The sequence below is a fragment of the Phyllobacterium sp. OV277 genome (assembly GCF_900104355.1).
GTDB lineage: Bacteria > Pseudomonadota > Alphaproteobacteria > Rhizobiales > Rhizobiaceae > Phyllobacterium.
The window spans coordinates 216,729-236,686 of the sequence record NZ_FNIY01000002.1 but is presented as its reverse complement, the minus strand read 5'-3'; the positions used below and the strand labels follow the sequence as shown (position 1 = coordinate 236,686).

Annotated in this window: 12 protein-coding genes; 3 read left to right on the top strand and 9 right to left on the bottom strand. The window is 56.9% G+C overall.

Features of this window, described 5'->3' with window-relative positions; genetic code table 11:
• Positions 1–23: 23 nt before the first annotated feature.
• The 9 genes from BLU05_RS07065 to BLU05_RS07025 all read right to left on the bottom strand — a co-directional run bounded on the left by BLU05_RS07065 (position 24) and on the right by BLU05_RS07025 (position 16,337).
• Entirely contained in the window at positions 24–8,627 is an 8,604-nt protein-coding gene (locus tag BLU05_RS07065) for a glycoside hydrolase family 94 protein (RefSeq protein ID WP_091878854.1), read from the bottom strand.
• 355 nt (positions 8,628–8,982) lie between these two features.
• Positions 8,983–10,020 carry a sulfate/molybdate ABC transporter ATP-binding protein gene (locus BLU05_RS07060; RefSeq protein WP_091878853.1) on the bottom strand — a complete coding sequence of 346 codons (1,038 nt, stop codon included), beginning with the start codon at positions 10,018–10,020 and terminating at the stop codon, positions 8,983–8,985.
• 11 nt (positions 10,021–10,031) lie between these two features.
• A complete protein-coding gene (gene cysW / locus BLU05_RS07055) occupies positions 10,032–10,916 on the bottom strand; it encodes a sulfate ABC transporter permease subunit CysW (RefSeq protein ID WP_091878851.1) in 885 nt (294 codons plus the stop codon).
• On the bottom strand, positions 10,906–11,766 hold the full coding sequence (gene cysT / locus BLU05_RS07050) for a sulfate ABC transporter permease subunit CysT (RefSeq protein ID WP_091878850.1): 861 nt from the start codon (positions 11,764–11,766) through the stop codon (positions 10,906–10,908). The genes cysW and cysT overlap by 11 nt, the downstream gene beginning before the upstream one ends.
• Positions 11,767–11,770: 4 nt before the next feature.
• Complete coding sequence (locus BLU05_RS07045; protein ID WP_091878848.1) at positions 11,771–12,802, bottom strand: sulfate ABC transporter substrate-binding protein; 1,032 nt, start codon at positions 12,800–12,802, stop codon at positions 11,771–11,773.
• Positions 12,803–13,128: 326 nt separating this feature from the next.
• Positions 13,129–13,305, bottom strand: a complete 177-nt coding sequence (locus tag BLU05_RS26135) for a hypothetical protein (RefSeq protein WP_175540542.1) — start codon at positions 13,303–13,305, stop codon at positions 13,129–13,131.
• A 17-nt stretch (positions 13,306–13,322) separates the two neighbouring features.
• Positions 13,323–13,829, bottom strand: coding sequence for a hypothetical protein (locus tag BLU05_RS07040; protein WP_091878847.1), 507 nt, complete (start codon positions 13,827–13,829; stop codon positions 13,323–13,325).
• Positions 13,830–14,256: 427 nt separating this feature from the next.
• Entirely contained in the window at positions 14,257–14,958 is a 702-nt protein-coding gene (locus BLU05_RS07030; RefSeq protein ID WP_244518227.1) for a GntR family transcriptional regulator, read from the bottom strand.
• On the bottom strand, positions 14,955–16,337 hold the full coding sequence (locus tag BLU05_RS07025; protein WP_091878844.1) for a formimidoylglutamate deiminase: 1,383 nt from the start codon (positions 16,335–16,337) through the stop codon (positions 14,955–14,957). The genes BLU05_RS07030 and BLU05_RS07025 overlap by 4 nt, the downstream gene beginning before the upstream one ends.
• Before the next feature lie 85 nt (positions 16,338–16,422).
• Here BLU05_RS07025 and hutI point away from each other — a divergent pair, with 85 nt between their 5' ends.
• Genes hutI through hutG form a run of 3 tightly spaced genes read left to right on the top strand, consistent with a single transcriptional unit; the run spans position 16,423 to position 19,957 of the window.
• Entirely contained in the window at positions 16,423–17,616 is a 1,194-nt protein-coding gene (hutI, locus tag BLU05_RS07020; RefSeq protein ID WP_244518225.1) for an imidazolonepropionase, read from the top strand.
• 2 nt (positions 17,617–17,618) lie between these two features.
• Positions 17,619–19,160, top strand: a complete 1,542-nt coding sequence (hutH, locus tag BLU05_RS07015; protein ID WP_091878841.1) for a histidine ammonia-lyase — start codon at positions 17,619–17,621, stop codon at positions 19,158–19,160.
• The gene (hutG, locus tag BLU05_RS07010) at positions 19,157–19,957 is read left to right on the top strand and encodes an N-formylglutamate deformylase (protein ID WP_091878839.1); all 801 of its coding nucleotides are present in this window, start codon (positions 19,157–19,159) and stop codon (positions 19,955–19,957) included. Before hutH ends, hutG begins: the two co-directional genes overlap by 4 nt.
• Position 19,958 lies beyond the last annotated feature (1 nt).

Sequence of the window (19,958 nt, the reverse complement as noted above, 5' to 3'; positions counted from 1 at the left end):
AAGTCAGCGGTGAAAGCCGCTGGCTATTTTCCCGGCACGACTTCCACAAGCACCTTGTGTTCGCCCGATGTCTCAAGCGGAATGCCCGCATCGGCCTTCGCCAGCTTCTTGCCATCCACAGTGATTTTCCTGCCGCCCTTGGCGGCTGGTTTCACCTCGACCGTATAACGCGCCTTGCCGTTGCGCAGGACGAAGCTGAAGCCATTGGTCCATGCGGTTGGCAGGGCAGGATCGACGAACAGCCGGTCATTCTGGCGGCTGATGCCGAGAATGCCTTCCGTCGCCACCCGGTAGAGCCAGCCGGCGGAACCCGTGTACCAGGTCCAGCCACCGCGTCCGCGCATCGGATCAACCGAATAAACGTCAGCAGCGACAACATAGGGCTCAACCCGATAGGATTCGGCCTTATCGGCATCCAGCGAATGGTTCACCGGATTGAGTTTGCTGAACCAGCGATAGGCTTCATCGGCATTGCCGAGCTTTGCCATGGCAAGCACAGCCCAAGTGGCCGCATGGGTGTATTGACCGCCATTTTCGCGCACGCCCGGCGGATAGCTCTTGATATAACCCGGATCGTGGCGCGACTTGTTGAAGGGCGGTGTGAACAGCTTGATGATATCCACTTCGTCATCCACCAGATGCGTCGCCACAGACTGCATCGCCTGCCTGGCACGATCCGCATCGCCGTAACCCGAGAGCACGCTCCAGGACTGGGCGATCGAGTCAATCTTGCACTCCTCGCTCGTCTTGGAACCCAGAGGCGAACCGTCATCGAAATAGCCGCGGCGGTACCATTCACCGTCCCAGCCATCTTTTTCAAGCGCGGCCTTGAGGCTTTCAATATGGGCTTCCCATCGCTTGACACGGTCAGTGTCTTTGCGCTGACGGGCAATCGGCAGAACATCGCGCAAGGTGCTGATCAGGAACCAGCCCAGCCAGATACTCTCGCCCTTGCCCTCTTCGCCGACACGGTTCATGCCGTCGTTCCAGTCGCCGGTGAGCATAAGTGGCAGACCATGCGAACCAGTGCGGGCAATGGCGAGATCAAGCGCCCGCGCCGCATGTTCATAGACTGTTACTTTATCACCAGCGATTACCGGCTGGTAGAAAGCGTCATGTTCGCCATTTTCCAGAGCCTTGCCCTCGATGAAGGCGATCTGCTCATCCAGAATGCTCATGTCGCCAGTTACCGAGGTGTAGTGCGCAATGGCATAGCCAAGCCAGACCACGTCATCGGAAATCATCGTCCGCACACCGGCGCCTGAGGTTGGCAACCACCAGTGTTGAACATCGCCTTCCTTGAACTGGCGGGCAGCGACATTCAGGATCTGGTGACGGGCCAGAGACGGATCGAGAACCAGCATGGACAGTGTATCCTGCAACTGGTCGCGGAAACCGAAGGCACCACTGGCCTGATAGAAGGCCGTGCGTGCCCAGATGCGGCAGGCAAGGCTCTGATAAGGCAGCCAGCGATTGACCATCACGTCGAACGCATCATCAGGCGTATCCACCTGCAACCCGTCGAGGAACCCGGTCCAGATTGCCTTGGAAGCGGCAAGCGTCTTTTCAAACGGCTTTTTCAGCTGTTCGGAAAGCACACGGCGGGCTTCTGTGGCACCGGCAGTATCGCCGATATAGAACAGGATTTCCTTGGTCTCTCCGGCTGCGATTTCCACATCGACAGCCATTGCCGCACAGGGATCACCGCCTGCTTCAACCACATTCGAAAGTGTCTTTGCCTGTAGCACTGCACTTGGCTGATCAACCGAACCCAATGGGCCGAAAAACTCTGTCCTGTCGGATGTCACCGATTGCGGTTTCACGTTTGAAGCAAAGAATGCCACATGATCTTTCCGGTCAGCACCATAGGGATTGCGGGCGAACAGTGCACCGCTTTCCACATCGTGCGACGGCACGATGAACGGCGCCGTTTTCGCCCGGGAATTGCCAAGCATCCATTCGACGAAACCATAAACGCGCAGTCGTTTGGCCGTTCCGCCATTATTGGTGATCTTGAGACTGGACACACGCACCGGCATTTCCGTATCGATCGTGTGGGTCAGTTCCAAGCCAACATTGCCATGGCGCGACAGGAACGTCGAATAGCCCTGTCCATGGCGTGTTTCATACTGCACCGAAGGATCGCGCAGCACCGAAGCCGTGGGCGAGAATGCCGTGCCCTTGTCGAGATCAACGACATAGATCGCTTCGCCCGACCGGTTGATCACAGGGTCGTTCGACCATTGCGTCAACTGATAGTCGCGGCTGTTGCTGGACCATGTGAAGCCTGCACCCTCAGCCGAAACGTGGAAGCCAAAGCCTGCATTGGAAATCACATTGATCCAAGGCTGCGGCGTGTTGGCCCGGTCGGCAAGACGGATGACATATTCATTGGTCTTCATGTTGAAGCCGCCAAAACCATTCCAGAAGGCAAGATCACTACCCTCTGTTTTCTGGCGACGCTTGCTTGCCAGTTGGGTCGGCGCTGGCGCAATGGCGCGCATGTCGTCAAGACCGGTGTCACCGGTAGCGAGCGTTTTGCCGGAAGCAGTAATGGCTGGTTGCAGGTCTGCCGCCGCCAGTTCTTCCGTACGCTTCAACTGCTCGACCAGCGTACCGTTCTGGGCATGCATGACAATGCGGGCGGAGGCGAGCAGGGTATTATAGCTCGCATCGCTCATCTGATCCTTGCGCACGGTGAAGATATGGACACGCGGTCCATATTGGCCACCACGGTTGCGGCTGTTCTCACAGATCGCTTCAAGCCCACGCTGGAAATCCTGTGCATAGGAGAAGGAGCGCTCATTGATGACGACAACGTCAACCACAAGACCCTTCGCCCGCCAGTATTCCTGTGCCTTCAGCACATTCTTCAGCGTTTCCATATCGGCTTCATCATCAATGCGCAGTGCAAGGATGGGGAAGTCGCCCGAGATGGACATGGGCCAGAGATCGGACTGGCTGCCAAGGCCGGATGCGATGCTTTCGGAGGGCAGGCGCAGGGCCTTGTCCGTATAAATCAGGCTGGTTGCAACGCGCTGGAAATCCGCGGCCTCATCCGGATTGATCTCGATATGATGCAGCCGCACCTGCGAACTTGTCCACGACAATGAGAATTCGCGAGCAAAGCAATCCGGGTGACGGAAGCGCGAGACGACTTCTTCCAGTTCATGCCGGTCTGGCCCGACAAGGGTCCAGTAAACCAGCGTCACACGCTTGTGCGCAGGAACACGCACGCGGCAACGCAGCGAAGCGATGGGATCGAGCACAAATCCCTGACTGCCGTTAAGAGTGACGCCCTCATCGAAAGCTGCCGGATTGCGCAGGTTGCGACCACGGCCGATAAATGCCCGCCGGTCGGTTTCCGCCTGAATTTCGCGCATTGCGCCAGAACCATCGGTAACCACATGGGCCACGTGAATATCGGGTTCATTGCTGTCACGCTTGCGGCGCGTCGCATAAATCGTGTCACCGCGCGGATCGATATCGGTTTCCACGAACATCTTGGCAAATGCCGGATGTGCCGTATCCGTATCGTCAGCGGTCAACACCAGTTCCGCATAGGACGTCACTTCAATGATCCGGTCTTTTGTTCCGGTATTGGTGATGATGATGCGGCGGCCTTCGCCATCGGAATCCGAAGCGACGATGGTTTCCACTGTGGTCTGGATTGTGCCGTTTTCCTTGACGAATTCGGCTTTGTAGTCAGCGAAGATTGTCGTGCTTTTTTCACCGGCAGCCCGGACAGGATCACCGGTCGCTGACCACCATTCACCGCTGTCGAGATCGCGCAGGAACAGGAAGGTGCCATAGCCGCTTTCAAGCGGATCTGGCTGGAAGCGGGTGATGGCGAGACCATTCCAGCGGCTGTAACCACCACCATTGGCGGTGACCATAACCGAGTAATGGCCGTTCGACATGATCTGCGTGGCGCGCGGGGCGGAAAGCGGGTTCTTGATGAAGCGGATAGACGCCGTTTCCTCGCCGCTTTCCACGGCCTTGCGCATCGGATTATCAGCCTTGGCCTGCAGGACAGGAATTTCGCGCGGGGCTTTTTCCTGCAGCAACAGTTCGGCAGCTTCAATCACAGGGTCCGAATGGAACCGATCACGCATGCGGCCTTCGAACACCACATTGTTAACAGCAACAATCGACATGCCGTGATGGTGCGCCATGTAATTGCGAACGACGGCATATTCCTCACCCTCGCGAACACGGGAGCGGGTGAAGTCCACGGCATCATAGAAACCGTACTGACCCAGTGCACCCATCTCGCGTAGGCGCTTCAGATTAACGACAGCTTCTGCCGGGCGATATTGGGCCGCCATGATGCTGGCATAGGGTGCCACCACATAGTTCTTGGACAAGCCACGCTTCAGGCCGAGCGTCGGAACACCGAAATTGGTGTACTGGTAGTTCATCTCCGGATCGCGCGCATTATAGGCGGCTTCCGAAATACCCCATGGCAGACCCTTTGACTCGCCATATTCGATCTGGCGCTGGACGATCAGCTTGTTGGTTTGATCGAGCATGGAGCCCAATGGTTCGATCATGACCAAAGGTGGCATGAGATATTCGAACATGGAGCCTGACCACGAGATCAGCGCACCGCGCCAGCCAACCGGAACCAGAAGACGGCCAAGACGGAACCAGTGATCAACCGGTATATCGCCCTTGGCAATGGCAAAGAGGCTGGCAAGACGGGCCTCCGAAGCCAGAAGATCGTAGCAGCTGGCATCAAGCTCATTGGTATCGACACGGAAACCGATTGATAGCAGACGGCGTTCCTTGCGCTCAAGGAAGGTGAAGTCCGTATCAAAGGCCAGTTGCCGGGCCCGGGTTGCCAACGAAACCAGACGTTCGCGCAGGCTGTCCGTACCATCATGCGTTCCGATGGCATCATCCGTATGGGCCTGACAGGTCTTGACCAGAAGCAGCGCCCAGCCATTGGCAACGGTGCTCAGCGGGCTTTCAAGTTCGCCGTGCAGTTCCTCGGTCAGGCGCTGAATGTCACCGGCAAAGAGCGAGAGATTGATGGTCCGCAATGATGCGGTTTCCGGCTCTTCCTTGATGGTCGTGATGGCACGGCGGAAATTCGCCACACGCTCATCGAGACGGCGGCGCAGTGGCCGCAGCACACGGCGTTCATCGGGAATATCGTTGATCGCCTCTTCGAGGATATCGCTGACATCGAGAATGCCGTCGAGATCGCTTTGCAGATAGACCGACGGTGCTTCGGCCCACTTTTCCAAAGCGGAGGAAAGCGCCACCAGATGACCGGCGAGATTGCCGCTATCCACTGAGGAGACATAGAGCGGCAGCAGGGGCCGCAATGTCGTTGTCTCATACCAGTTGTAGAGATGGCCGCGATATTTTTCCATCTTCTCAAGGGTGGTCAGCGTGTCATCGATGCGCGTCAGCGTCTCGTTGAAACCGATCCAGCCAAAGTCGCGCGCAGCCACCGTCGACAGCAGATACATGCCGATATTGGTTGGCGATGTGCGTGTCGCGATAACCGGGTGCGGGTCTTCCTGAAAATTGTCAGGCGGGATGAAATTCTGCTCTTTGGTGACGAACGTATCGTAATAATGCCAGGTGCGGCGGGCGAACCGGCGCAACTCGCTCTTATCCGAAGAGCGGACGTTCAGATCATCCAGCGGCTTGGCCGAACGGCTGACGAGCCATGCAATGACAGGCGAGAAGAACCAGATCAGCGCAAAAGGCACGGCGAGGAACCACGCCCGGTTATGGGTGGCGAGTGGCAGTGCAATGGCAACAATGGCCACGATAACAGCTGGCCACATCAGGCGGGCATAATATTGCAACGTATCCGGCGCGCTGGCCTTGGCCTGTGCCGCAGCACGCCATTCAAGCAGGTTCTTGCGCGAGATGAACACGCGGTAGAGTGTGCGGGCAATGGCATCCGCCATCAGGCAGGCCATGTTGGCGATAAAGGTAATGCGCAGCGCAATATCGGCGGCACCGGAGAAGATATCGGTGAGGATCGCCTGAAAATGGCCCTTGAGCGACAGGTTCATATCTGTCGGCACGAGATTGGTGAAGAGGATCATCGTCGGGACGATGAACATGCTGAAGATCATGAAGAATTGCCATAGCGCGGCAACACCCGGTGGCAGCAGTGTCCAGCCGGCAATCGAAGCGATAATCCAGAAAACAGGCGTCAGCGAGCGGCGCAGATTGTCGGTCATCTTCCAGCGGGTAACAGCTGTTACCCCCGGCTTGGTGCTGAAGAGGTAAGGCAGAAGCTGCCAGTCACCACGGGTCCAGCGATGGTGGCGGGAAATGTCGACATTATATCCGGTAGGATAATCTTCAACCACCTCGACATCGCTGACGAGAGCGGCACGGGCATAACCACCTTCGAGAAGGTCGTGGCTGAGAACAGTGTTCTCATCGATCTTGCCGTCAAGCGCCAGCTCAAAGAAGTCGATATCGTAGAGGCCCTTGCCGGTGAATGTGCCTTCACCCAACACGTCCTGATAAACGTCTGAAACGGCAAAGACATAAGGATCGATGCCGCGATTGACCGAGAAAACGCGCTGCAGGAACGAAGCATCGTCACCTGTTGTTAGCGAAGGCGTAACGCGCGGCTGGAGAATGGCATAACCACTCGTCACACGGCCGGACTTTTCCTTGTAGATTGGACGGTTCAGCGGATGGCTGAGCTTGCCCGCAAGACGATTGACGGAATCCGGCGTCAGGCGCGTGTCGGAGTCGAGCGTCATCACAAATTTGATGTCTGTCGGTACTTCCTCATTGCTGGGGAAATAGGTTGTATCCTTATCGCCGCGCAGCAGAAGGTTGAGTTCGTGCAACTTGCCGCGCTTGCGCTCCCAACCCATCCAGCGGCCTTCCTGCGCATTGTAAAGGCGCTTGCGGTGCAGGAGGAAGAAACGTGGATTTCCGCCCTGAGTATAATGCTGGTTGAGCGCGGTTACTTTCTCGCGGGCATAGTCAAGAATATCGAGATCATTCTCGGTCTGCTCAACTTTGCTGTCGGCCCAGTCGGTCAGCAGCGCGAAATAAATTTCACCGCGCGGATTGGTCAGATAGTGGACTTCGAGATTGCGGATATGCTCGTCAACGGAATCGCGCGAGGTGATCAGCGTCGGCACCGCCACAAGGGTTTTGGCTTCCGGCGGCAGGCCGTTCTTATATTCAAAGCCGATGAGCCGTGTTGGCGGCATGAACATCGGAATGATCCAGTTGACGAAACCATTGGCGGTTTCCATCGTCGGGAAGACGGCCAGTATCGTCAGCAGAAGAACCGTATCGCTCGGCAGGCCATAGCGGCGCAGCCAATAGTGGATCAGAAACAGAATACCGATGGAGATAACGGAGGCAGGGACCCACAGACCGGCAAGGCCAAGCATCTTGTAGAACCGCACCCAACGCTGCAGCACGGTCGGTGTGGAACCACAGGTTTCCTCAAGTTCGGAGCGTCCGTCACCCGCGAGATAATAACCGACATCGCGCTTGCGTTGCACGGTAACGCTTTTCTCGTCGCCTTTGGTCTCGGCGCTGTGATGGGCCAGATCAAGTGCGGCCTGTGTAATGTCCTGCTCGCTCTTGCCGGAGCGGCGCGCGATCTTTTCAATTGCCACGCGATAGGCGTTGCGGGAGTGGAAATCGAGCGCGTCGAAGTTGGAATGTTCGCGCAGCACCGCATCGACGCCGCTAACCGTCTCAAACCATGTGATCCAGTCGACGTCGTCAATGGCTTTCAGGCTGCGAATGAGGTTACCCATGGTAACACCGCCGGTGGACTGGCGCGTATGTTCCTGGATAATGGCGTCTTCCGCGTCACTGCCGTTCTTCTCCAGCTCTTCTTCCAGCCAGGCGACAGCGGCGCCGGAATGCATCGCGCCGCCACGCAGGCGGTAGAGCAAATGGGTAGCAAATGTGCTGTCGCGCGCAGCCGTGGTATATTGGGCTAGAAGCTGCGGCAGCGTGTCCTTGTCGGCGTTGAGCGTGATTTCATCGGCAACGCTATTGGCATAGGCGCGCATGCGCCGGGCGCGCTCGACCCGCAAAGACAGGCGGCGCGCATTCTCGATAAGGATGAAGCGCACAGCTGAAGGCAGCGCCCAAAGCTCACCAATATGCAGCGGCGAAACGGTCTGGAAGCCTTCGACCACGGCGGTCAGGCTGCTGAGCGAGAACTGGCTGTCCGTATGGGCTGCATAGAGCCAGGCGAGTGCCATGACACGCGGAATTTCCGGCTTGCCTTTCAGCGGGGGCAACTGGCGGAAGAATTTTTTCGGAAGATCGCGTTCGACCTGCTGGATGTTCTGATCAACGAGATAATAATTGTCGAGGAGCCACTGCGCTGCCGGTGTAATCGTTTCGCCCTTGCGTGCAGCCGCGTCGGAGGAACGATAGGAGTGCAGGATCAGCCGCGCATTCTCGACGGTGCGTTGCTCAAAGACCATCGGTTCATAATCGGGCAAGCGGATATCTTCGCCGCGCGCCACGCGCGCACCCATCTCTCGCAGATCGTCAACGGATTTGTAGTGAGCTCTGATTGGATTGGGTTGGACCGAAAAAATCTGACCAACGGCATTCTTCTGTGGTGTGAAAGATTTAAAAAAAGACAGTAGGGCCATTTGCCTTCGTTTCGGTTGTGAAGAAAAAATCTTCAGGGCTGCAACACAGACGATAATAACGGGTCGATTGACCCATAGAGGAGTCACGATCTAATCGGGTCGGAGCAACTAAGCTACCATCACTTTTACCCTTGCCGATCAGTTTTGATGAAAATGAGTCAAATTTCCATCTGTTTATCTTAGGCAATTCGTAGCGGACTGCACAGGGGCATTGCGCGCAAACCGCGTTGTAGCCGTTCACGGAATGCCATAGGCTTTGTGAACAGACTGTTTCGAGATCAGTAACAGCAAATATAGCGGACATGCAAAAAAGCCGGAGGGGAACTCCGGCTTTCCGTGTCGGTCGTAAGGAGGATCAAACCTTCGGAAAAACCCGCCAATGCTTGGGGCGAAAGGCGATGCGGCTCTTTTCCTTGGCCGGATGATCAGCGGGAATTTCAATCTCGACCCGTTCTGCCGCGCCGCCGATTTCAAGTTCCACACGCCTTGTCGCACCCACGCGGCGGCTTGCAATGACAGTCCCGGCAATGCAGCCGCCACAACCATCGACCAGTTCGACATCGTGCGGGCGGAAATAAAGCGCGGCTTCCCCGTCAGGCACATCGCTCTTTATGCCAAGTGCACGGTCCGTAAGCCAGATTTCTCCGCTTTCGATGCGCACGGCAAGCGAACTTGATTCGCCAATAAAGCCGTAGACGAACGGGGAATTGGGCGTGTCATAGACCTGATCAGGTGTGCCGATCTGCTCGATCTTGCCCTGGCTCATCACCACCACACGGTCGGCGAGTTCCAGCGCCTCGTCCTGATCATGCGTCACAAAAACCGTGGTGTGCATGGTCTTGTCGTGAATTTCCCGCAGCCAGCGGCGCAGTTCTTTCCGCACTTTCGCATCCAGCGCGCCGAATGGCTCGTCAAGAAGCAATACGCGCGGCTCAATCGCCATGGCACGGGCAAGCGCAACGCGCTGGCGCTGACCACCGGAAAGCTGGGCCGGATAGCGCTTTTCCAGTCCACCAAGCTGCACGAAATCGAGCAGCTCTGACGAGCGGCGACGGATTTCCTCATTGCTTGGGCGGCTGGCAGACGGGCGAACTTTGAGGCCGAAACCAACATTGTCGATCACAGTCATATGCCGGAACAGCGCATAATGCTGGAATACGAAGCCGACATTGCGTTCCTGCACGGATTTCAGCGATGCGTCTTCGTCGCCGAAGAACACCTTGCCCTCAGTCGGAGTCTCCAGACCGGCAATCAGGCGCAGAAGCGTTGTCTTGCCTGATCCCGATGGGCCGAGCAAGGCAATCAATTCCCCCGAATTGATATCGAGCGACACGTCGTGCAACGCCGGAAAGCGATCAAATTCCTTGCGTACACCACTTACGCGAACGTCCATCTTAATTCCTCTCAGTGTCCGCCATTGGCAGCCAGTTCCGCACCATATCTCAACTCCAGAAGAGTTTTGAGAACGAGCGTTACCAGCGCCAGCAGCGCCAGAAGCGAAGCCACTGCAAAGGCAGCAACCGTATTGAATTCGTTGTAGAGAATCTCGACCTGCAGCGGCATCGTGTTGGTCAGGCCACGAATATGGCCTGAAACGACGGACACTGCGCCAAACTCTCCCATGGCACGGGCGTTGCACAAGAGCACGCCGTAGAGCAAGCCCCATTTGATGTTCGGCAGGGTGACATGCCAGAAAGTCTGCCAGCCATTGGCACCAAGCGAAAGCGCGGCCTCCTCATCGGTCGTGCCCTGTTCCTGCATCAACGGAATCAGTTCCCGCGCTACAAAGGGGAAGGTCACGAAAACCGTTGCCAAAACAATGCCCGGAACAGCAAACAGGATTTCGATCCCGTGCGATTTGAGCCAGGGCCCTAGCGCGCTATGACTGCTGAACAAGAGCACATAGACAAGACCCGAAATAACCGGAGAAACCGAAAAAGGCAGATCGATCAGGGTTGTCAGAAACGCCTTTCCCTTAAATTCGAACTTGGCAATCGTCCAGGCTGCGACCACGCCAAACACGAGGTTGAGTGGAACAGCAATCACCGCCACCAAAAGGGTCAGCCGAATGGCGGAAAGCGCATCCGCATCGGCAAAGGCTGCAAAGTAAGCCGCGGGACCCTTTCGGAACGCCTCAAAGAAAACCGAGATAAGCGGCAGAAGCAGGAACAGCCCGAGAAACGCCAGCGCCACGCCAATCAGCACGAAACGCGCCGTTCGGCTTTCCGTGGTCGCCGGGTGCCAGGCTTTGGTTGCAGGCTCCGGAGGTTGTGGCAATTCATGTCGCATAGCCATACCTCCTGCGGCTCCAGGCCTGAATGAGATTGATGACAAAAAGCATCGTGAACGAAATGATCAGCATAATGGCCGCAATTGCAGTCGCACCGGTATAGTCAAACTCTTCAAGCCTGATAACGATCAGAAGTGGCGCAATTTCCGAAATATAAGGAAGATTGCCAGCAATGAAGATCACCGATCCGTATTCGCCAACGGCACGGGCAAAGGCGAGGGCAAAACCGGTGAGGATCGCTGGTGTCAGTCCGGGTAACAGCACACGCGTGATCGTCTGGAACCGCGTGGCGCCGAGTGTGGCGGCCGCCTCTTCCACTTCCTTGCGGATTTCCTCCATCACCGGCTGTACGGTGCGCACGACGAAAGGCAGTCCGATAAAGATCAGGGCAATCGTTATGCCAATCGGTGTAAAGGCGACCTTGATTCCCAGCGGATCGAGCCATTTGCCGATCCAGCCATTCTTGGAGTAGAGCGCTGTCAGCGCAATACCGGCAACGGCCGTTGGCAAAGCGAAGGGCAAATCCACAACGGCGTCGATGATACGGCGACCGGGGAAGCGATAGCGCACCAGCACCCAGGCGACGATAACGCCGAACACGACATTAACAAGCGCGGCCACGAACGACGTGCCGAAGCTGATCTTCAGCGCGTTCAGTGTGCGCGGATCTGTTGCGACATGCCACATGCCGCCCCAGCCGAGCGAGGCGGAGCGCCAGACGAGGCCAGCCAGTGGAATAAGGACAATGAGGGTCAGATAGGCAAGAGTGAAGCCGAGCGTCATTCCGAACCCTGGAATAACACTCGGCCTCTTAAACCGCCAACCTGCCTTGGCAAGGTTGGAAAGCATGCTGTTACTTTTTCGGCTTGTAAATCTGGTCAAACGTTCCGCCATCTCCGAAGTGATAGGGCTGTGCTTTAGCCCATCCACCGAAGATTGGATCATCGATCGTCACCAGTTTCAACTCCGGCAATTTCTTCAAGATGTCAGCAGGCACCAGTTTGGGCTCCGCCGGGCGATAAAAATGCTTGGCGGCGATGGTCTGGCCCTCTGCGGAGTAGAGATATTGTAGGTAGGCTTCAGCCACCTTGCGTGTGCCCTTGGCATCGACATTGCCGTCAACAACAGCCACGGGCGGCTCGGCCAGAATGGATTGCGGCGGGACAATGATGTCGAACTTGTCAGCACCGAATTCATCGGAAGCAAGATAGGCTTCATTTTCCCATGCGAGCAGCACATCGCCAAGCTCGCGCTGGGCAAAGGTAGTGGTCGAACCGCGTGCGCCGGAATCAAGCACGGGAACATGCTGGAACAGATTGCCGATATAGTCCTTGATCTTGGCTTCATCGCCGCCGTACTGGCCATAGGCCCAAGCCCAGGCTGCAAGGTAGTTCCAGCGGGCGCCACCGGATGTTTTCGGATTTGGCGTGATGACTTCGACACCATCCTTGACCAGATCGCCCCAATCCTTGATGCCCTTGGGATTGCCCTTGCGCACGAGGAAAACAATTGTGGACGTGTAAGGTGCCGAATTGTGCGGATATTTGGTGCGCCAGTCAGGATTGATCTTCTTGGTCGCCTTGACGATGGCCGAGATATCGCTCTCAAGCGCCAGTGTCACCACATCGGCATCAAGGCCATCGATGACGGAGCGGGCCTGCGCGCCGGAGCCACCATGCGAGGTCTGGATGGTCAGGGTCTCGCCCGTATCGGCCTTCCATTTCGCAGCAAAAGCCGCGTTGTAGTCCTTGTAGAGTTCGCGGGTAGGATCATACGAGACGTTCAGAAGCGTCGTATCCGCATGGGCGGCAGACAGCGATTGAAAGGAAACTGTTGCGGCGAACAATGCTGCCGCCAGCGATAGCGAAAATCGGGAATGTTTCATGCCTGCCTCCGTGTAGTGTGACCTGAAGCGTAGCAGAGCGACCCGCATAGCGGGCGTTGGAAAGAATTCCTTTTATATCGATAAATTAGAAAATTCTACCTGAATACGTTAGTCTACAGAAACAGTAGTCTATTATCCGCTGACCCGGAATTTTGCCCGCAATGGGATTCTTTCCGGCTATCAAGCGCAAGCTCCAATTAAATGGATTGATGGGTTTGGTACTCTTAGGAAAACTGGTTGCGTGCGAAATAATATTTCACCGGCAGGTTGTGCTGTCCGCGTTGAAGGACAGTACCGGCGCAGGGCCGGTACCGGGCTCGAGGCCTTTATTTTCTGAGCAGCAGGTCGGCCGGTTCCACCGACGCAACTTCCGTGAAAGTGCTCGTCACGGCCTTGGCTTCAATGGAAGCGCGCACCGTGAGCGGTGTGATGAAAATCGCCAGAGTCAATGCGGCAGTCGCGGCGATTGAGAGGCGTCGTTCCAAGCGGGAGCTGATGATCATTATATTTCCCCTTCTTCTTAATGGTACTTCGCCCGCACCGGGCGAGAAATGATGTCGTCGATCGCAAATTTGGGGATCGGCAAAAGCACTTGATCCAGTTCCACCAGTGTTTCGGCAAAACCGATGGCTGCGTTCTCGACTTCCTCATGCCGGGAGGGACATGCCATGGCATTGAGGCAGGTTCTTGCTGCAAGCATGTCGCAATTTTGAAGCCCGGCGATCAGACCCAAAGTCAGGCACTCTTCCTTGCACACATGGTGCGAGCCGAAGGGGAATGTCTTCAGCGGGCACAGGGCGCAATGGCGCAGCGTGCGGATGAAGAAAGACAGTTCCGACAGGGCGCGATTGCCTTCACGGGTGCCAAGAATTTCGCTGTAAAGTCCGTAAGCCATTTCCCAGGCAATCACCGAGCCGGTTTCAAACCCGGCAGTCCAGCGGCGATACCCTTCAAGTACGAGCTTTTCCGGGGGGCGGTCGAAATAACAACCCGTACCGTTCCCGATTTCAGATGTGCGTGGATACATGTCCACTCCCATCCTGCTCATTGTTGCGGATCAAGGCAGTAAATTCGTTGTGGCATAGCCAGGCAACGGGCTGCGTCAGCCTGTTGAGGCCGGAAGCAGAATGTGGACGCCGCGGGTGCAGCGTAGAAACCACGCGCAGGCGTGGCAGAAAAAGACCTATCATAGGGTCCTCCAATCGAACGGGTTCAAGGCCCAGACATCAAAGGTATGCACTCTTGTGCTCGTGCATAAAGGCAATGGTTCAATTCAAAGTCAAACGATAATTTCGGAAAACAATAAAAAATATCAATAGCTTAGAATTATTCTAGGAAATTATGAGTATTTTAGTAGACAATTGTTCTGACAAGCCGACAAATCACCGCACCTCAGCCGTCTTTACGGGTGGAAGCCGTGCGAACCGCATCCTCAGGAAATTCGGGAATTTAGCCTAAAGCTGCGTGACCATCCGGTGGGACGAGGGATGGATCATCCTCACAAATGTGATCGGTTTCTGCGGCACGAATGTAACGCGCTCGACAATGAACACCGCATCCTTTTCGGCAACACCGAGAATATCGGCTTCTTCTGCCCCCGCCACATCAGCGTGAAAGACAATTTCAGCCTGTGAAAACGGCGAATGGGTCACCAGCCATTCATTTGGGCTGATGGTTTCAAACGTCTCACCGCGAATGGAAGGCACAGCATCCAGATTGACCCAGCGGTCCTCATATTGATAGGCCTTGCCATCGGACAGATGCAGGCACCGTACATGCAGCATCTCCTTGCCCTTGGTGAGGCCCATGCGCTGGGTAATGCTAGCGGGGGCTTTCTCAACTTGGTTGGAAAGCAGCTTGAATTGGTATTTTCCGCCCTTTGTCTCGATTTCCTGCCTGATAATAGGAATGACGAAGCGTGCCTCGCGCATTGGATGCAGGGCAACCCGTGTTCCGGCCTTGCGCTTGCGTACAAGCACACCGCCACGCGCCAATTCCTGCAGGGCGCGATTGACAGTTGCGCGGGCACAGCCAAACTCAACCGATAAAACTTCCTCGCCGGGAATAAGCGCCCCGGGAGCCCAGACCCGCTCGGCGATGCGCCGGGCCATTTCAGCCTTGATGGCGTGGAAGGATTTTCGCGCTGTTGCTGTCACACCCGCTCCAGAATTGACGCAAGCCGCGTCTTGTAAGTTGCAAAGATTTGTTCTCGCGCATGATGGCGTCCGTTATGCACCACATGGCGGCCTGCCGACCACACATCGGTCACCGCATGCCTGTCGCCTGCAAAAATCCAGCCGTCAAGCAGCCGGTCGCCCTTAAGGCCAAGGATCGCAGGAGTATCGGCATCGAGCGCGACCATATCGGCCCATTTCCCGGCCGCCAGACTGCCAGCATTGCGGCCGAGTGCCTGTGCTCCGCCGATAAGTGCTGTGTCGTAAAGCGTTCGCCCGTTTGATTTGCCGTCAACTGAAAGCGTCACCCGCGAGACATCGCGTAAGCGCTGGCTATATTCAAGCTGGCGCAGTTCTTCCGATGGTGAAATGCGGATATTGGAATCCGAACCCGTACCAAAGCGTCCACCCGCATTGAGGTAGCGCACACCATCGAAAATGCCATCGCCAAGACTGGCTTCCGTCAGCGGGCAAAGGCCGACAACCGCGCCGCTTTTCGCCACGCGCAATGTTTCTTCCGGCGTCATATGTGTCGAGTGGATGAGGCACCAGCGTTCATTGACGGGCAGGTGATCCAGCAGCCAGCTCATGGAGCGTTGGCCATAGACAGCCTGAACCTCTTCAAGCTCGGGAAGCTGCTCAGCAATGTGAATATGGAACGGCATGGCTCTAAACCGGCGCTCAAGCTCCAGAAGGTCATGCTCATTGACGGCGCGGATTGAATGCGGCGCAACGCCGAAACCGGCATCCGGCCCGGTCTGGCGGGCCGCTTTTTCGGCTGCCTCCGCCAGTTGCGAAAACCGCTCGATATCATTGCCGAAACGTAATTGCCCGCCCGCAAGCGCCCGACCATCGACACCGCCCTGCGCGTAGGCGACAGGCAGCAATGTCAGGCCGATGCCGGTGGCACTGGCTGCAGCGGCGATCCGCTCGGACAACTCGGCAAGGCTCGCATAGGGCGTTCCACCCGGCTGGTGGTGGACATAGTGAAATTCCGCAACGCTGGAATAACCGGATTCAAGCATTTCGACGAAAGCAAAGGCGGCGATGGCCTCAATATCCGCAGGGTCGAGAATATCAAGAAACCGGTACATGATCGCGCGCCACGTCCAGAAACTATCCCGGCCTTCAGGGCTGCGCGCTTCTGACAGTCCCGCCATCGCGCGTTGAAAGGTGTGACTGTGCAGATTGGCCTGAGCGGGAAGCAGGATAGGGGTGCTGTGGCTGTTGGGGAGGGCGGTGCTGTTGGCTTTGACGGAAACAATCTGCCCCAATGTGTCGATCTCAACCAGAACATCGTTTTCCCAGCCGTTTTCCGTGAGGGCCTTATTCGCAAAAACGGATTTTTTGGCTTCGCTCATTTCTTCTCTCATCCCCGGATTGACATAATATGTATATACATAATAACGTCATGAGCAAGCGCTAATGGGGATGGTATCAAGGCCAATGAGGAAAATTCTTTCCGGATTGAGAATTGCGACGCTGGAGAATACCGGTGCGGCCTATGGCCTGATCGATACGGGTGCCATCGGCATTGAAGGTGATCGCATCGCCTGGGTCGGCGAGACCATTCCGGGTGAATGGAAAGGTGTTGAGACGCAGGATTTCGGCGGACGTCTGGCAACGCCTGCGCTGATCGATTGCCATACCCATCTGGTGTTCGGCGGCAACCGCGCCCGTGAATTTGAAATGCGGCTCGAAGGTGCAAGTTACGAGGAAATCGCCCGGGCGGGCGGAGGCATAGTTTCCTCGGTCAAATCGACCAATGGCCTTTCGGAAGATGAACTCGTCGCGCAAAGCCTGCCGCGCTTGGATACCCTGCTGGCGGAAGGTATTTCCACGGTTGAAATCAAATCCGGTTATGGTCTCAATATCGAAACGGAACTGAAAATGCTGCGGGTGGCGCGCCGCCTCGGCACGGTGCGCCCGGTGCGCATCCGTACCAGCTATCTTGCGGCCCATGCGGTTCCGCCTGAATATCGTGGGCGCGCGGATGATTATATCGGCGAAGTAGTCCTGCCCGGTCTTGATGCTGCCCATGCGGAAGGTCTGGTTGATACGGTTGATGGCTTCTGCGAGGGCATAGCTTTCTCGCCCGCGCAGATTGCCCGCGTTTTTGACCGGGCCAAGGCGCTTGGTATCCCGGTCAAGCTCCATGCGGAGCAGCTTTCCAATCTTGGCGGTGCAAAGCTCGCAGCCTCCTATGGCGCGCTCTCCGCCGATCATCTTGAGTATCTTGATGAAGATGGTGCAAAGGCGATGGCTGCTGCTGGTACGGTTGCCGTGCTGTTGCCCGGTGCCTTCTATGCGCTGCGCGAAGAACGGGCGCCGCCGGTCAAAGCCCTGCGCGAAGCCGGTGCGCGTATCGCTATCGCCACGGACTGCAATCCCGGCACATCGCCGCTGACATCCTTGCTTTTGACCATGAACATGGCCTGCACCCTGTTCCGCCTGACCGCCGAAGAGGCGCTGGCAGGCGCAACGCGCGAGGCGGCCCATGCGCTTGGATTGCAGGATGATCTCGGCACCATCGCATCAGGCAAACGCGCCGAAATCGCCATCTGGAACGCCACGCAGCCAGCAGAACTTTGCTACCGCATCGGCTTCAATCCCCTCCACCAGCTCATCTTGAAGGCCTAACCATGACTGTCGTCCTCCACCCCGGTTCCGTTCCTCTCGCCGAACTGGAAAAAATCTACTGGCAGGGAACTCCAGTCAAGCTTGATCCCTCGTTCCATAAGGGCATTGAGGCCGCCGCTGCCCGTATCGCCGAAATCGCCGCTGGGAACGCCCCTGTTTATGGTATCAATACCGGCTTCGGCAAACTTGCCTCGATCCGTATTGATGCGGCTGATGTCGGAACTCTCCAGCGCAATTTGATCCTCTCGCACTGCTGCGGCGTCGGTAACGCGTTGCCGGAAAATATCGTCCGGCTGATCATGGCGCTGAAACTCATTTCGCTGGGTCGCGGCGCTTCTGGTGTTCGCCCTGAACTGATCAGCCTGATCGAGGGTATGCTCGCCAAGGGTGTTATCCCGGTTATTCCTGAAAAGGGTTCAGTCGGTGCTTCGGGCGATCTGGCACCTCTGGCCCATATGGCTGCCGCAATGATTGGCGAGGGCGATGTGATGTTTGCAGGAACCCAGATGCCCGCCGGCGAAGGACTTGCGAAGGCTGGTCTGAAGCCGGTTGTGCTTGCCGCCAAGGAAGGTCTGGCCCTGATCAACGGTACGCAGGTTTCAACGGCGCTGGCGCTGGCTGGCCTGTTCCGCGCGCACCGTTCCGCGCAGTCAGCTCTGATCACCGGCGCGCTCTCGACGGATGCGGCGATGGGCTCTTCCGCTCCGTTCCATCCGGATATTCATACCCTGCGCGGTCATCGCGGCCAGATCGATACGGGAGCAGCACTCCGCCGTCTCCTCGAAAATTCGCCGATCCGCGAAAGCCATATTGAAGGCGACGAACGCGTTCAGGACCCCTATTGCATTCGCTGCCAACCGCAGGTGGACGGGGCCTGTCTTGATCTCCTGCGCATGGCGGCCCGCACGCTGGAAATCGAAGCCAATGCTGTCACCGATAATCCGCTGGTTCTCAGCGATGGTTCAGTGGTCTCGGGCGGTAATTTCCACGCGGAACCCGTGGCTTTCGCTGCGGACCAGATTGCGCTTGCGATCTGTGAAATCGGCTCGATTGCGCAGCGCCGTATCGCGCTGCTGGTTGATCCGGCCCTGAGCTATGGCCTTCCTGCTTTCCTCGCCCGCAAGCCCGGTTTGAATTCCGGTCTGATGATTGCCGAAGTGACTTCTGCTGCGCTGATGTCAGAAAACAAGCAGATGTCGCATCCGGCATCGGTCGATTCCACCCCGACGTCAGCCAATCAGGAAGACCATGTTTCCATGGCCTGCCACGGCGCGCGCCGCCTATTGCAGATGACCGACAATCTGTTCTCCATCATTGGCATCGAGGCGCTGACCGCTGCACAGGGCATTGACCTGCGCAGCCCGCTGCAAACAAGCCCGGAACTTTCCCGCGCCCATGCGGCGATCCGTTCCGTTGTGCCGACGCTGGATGAAGACCGCTATATGGCGCCCGATCTCAAGGCCGTGTCTGATCTTGTTGGCTCCGGCGCTCTGAATGCCGCCATTTCCCCTGATATCCTGCCAGCACTGGATACCGCCCTATGAGTGTTGTTGACGTCAAACAGGGTTCATCCCCGGTCATTTTAGGCTTGCCGCATACGGGCACGGAGGTTCCTGCTGATATCTGGGACCGCCTCAATGAAAACGGCAAGCTGCTTGCTGATACGGACTGGCACATTCACACGCTGTATGATGGCCTTTTGCCTGAAGCGACGACGGTGCGTGCGACGTTCCATCGTTATGTCATCGACGCCAATCGCGACCCTGAGGGTGTGAGCCTTTATCCCGGACAGAATACCACCGGCCTAATTCCTGAAACGGATTTTGATGGCAGGGCGATCTGGCGCGACGGTGAAAAGCCTGCCGCCGCCGACACACAAACGCGTCTGGAGCAGTTCCACAAACCCTATCACGAGGCGCTTGCTGCTGAGATCAAGCGCGTGCAGGATATTCATGGCCTTGCCATTCTCTATGATTGCCACTCCATCCGCTCGCACATCCCGTTCCTGTTTGAGGGAAAGCTGCCGGATTTCAACATCGGCACCAATCAGGGCACCAGTTGCGCCCCCGAAGTGGCTGCTGCCACTGGCCGATTTGCCCTTGCTGCATCCGGTTATGATGGGGTGATGAACGGCCGCTTCAAGGGCGGCTGGACCACGCGCCATTATGGCAAGCCACAACTGGGCATCCATGCGATCCAGATGGAACTGGCGCAGTCCACCCATTTGCAGAGCGAAGCGCCGCCCTTTGCCTATGATGAAACCAAGGCCGAGCGCCTGCGCAAACATCTCAAAGACATTCTCGAAAATCTCGAACAAACCGCTTTCAAGCTGGGGAGCTAAT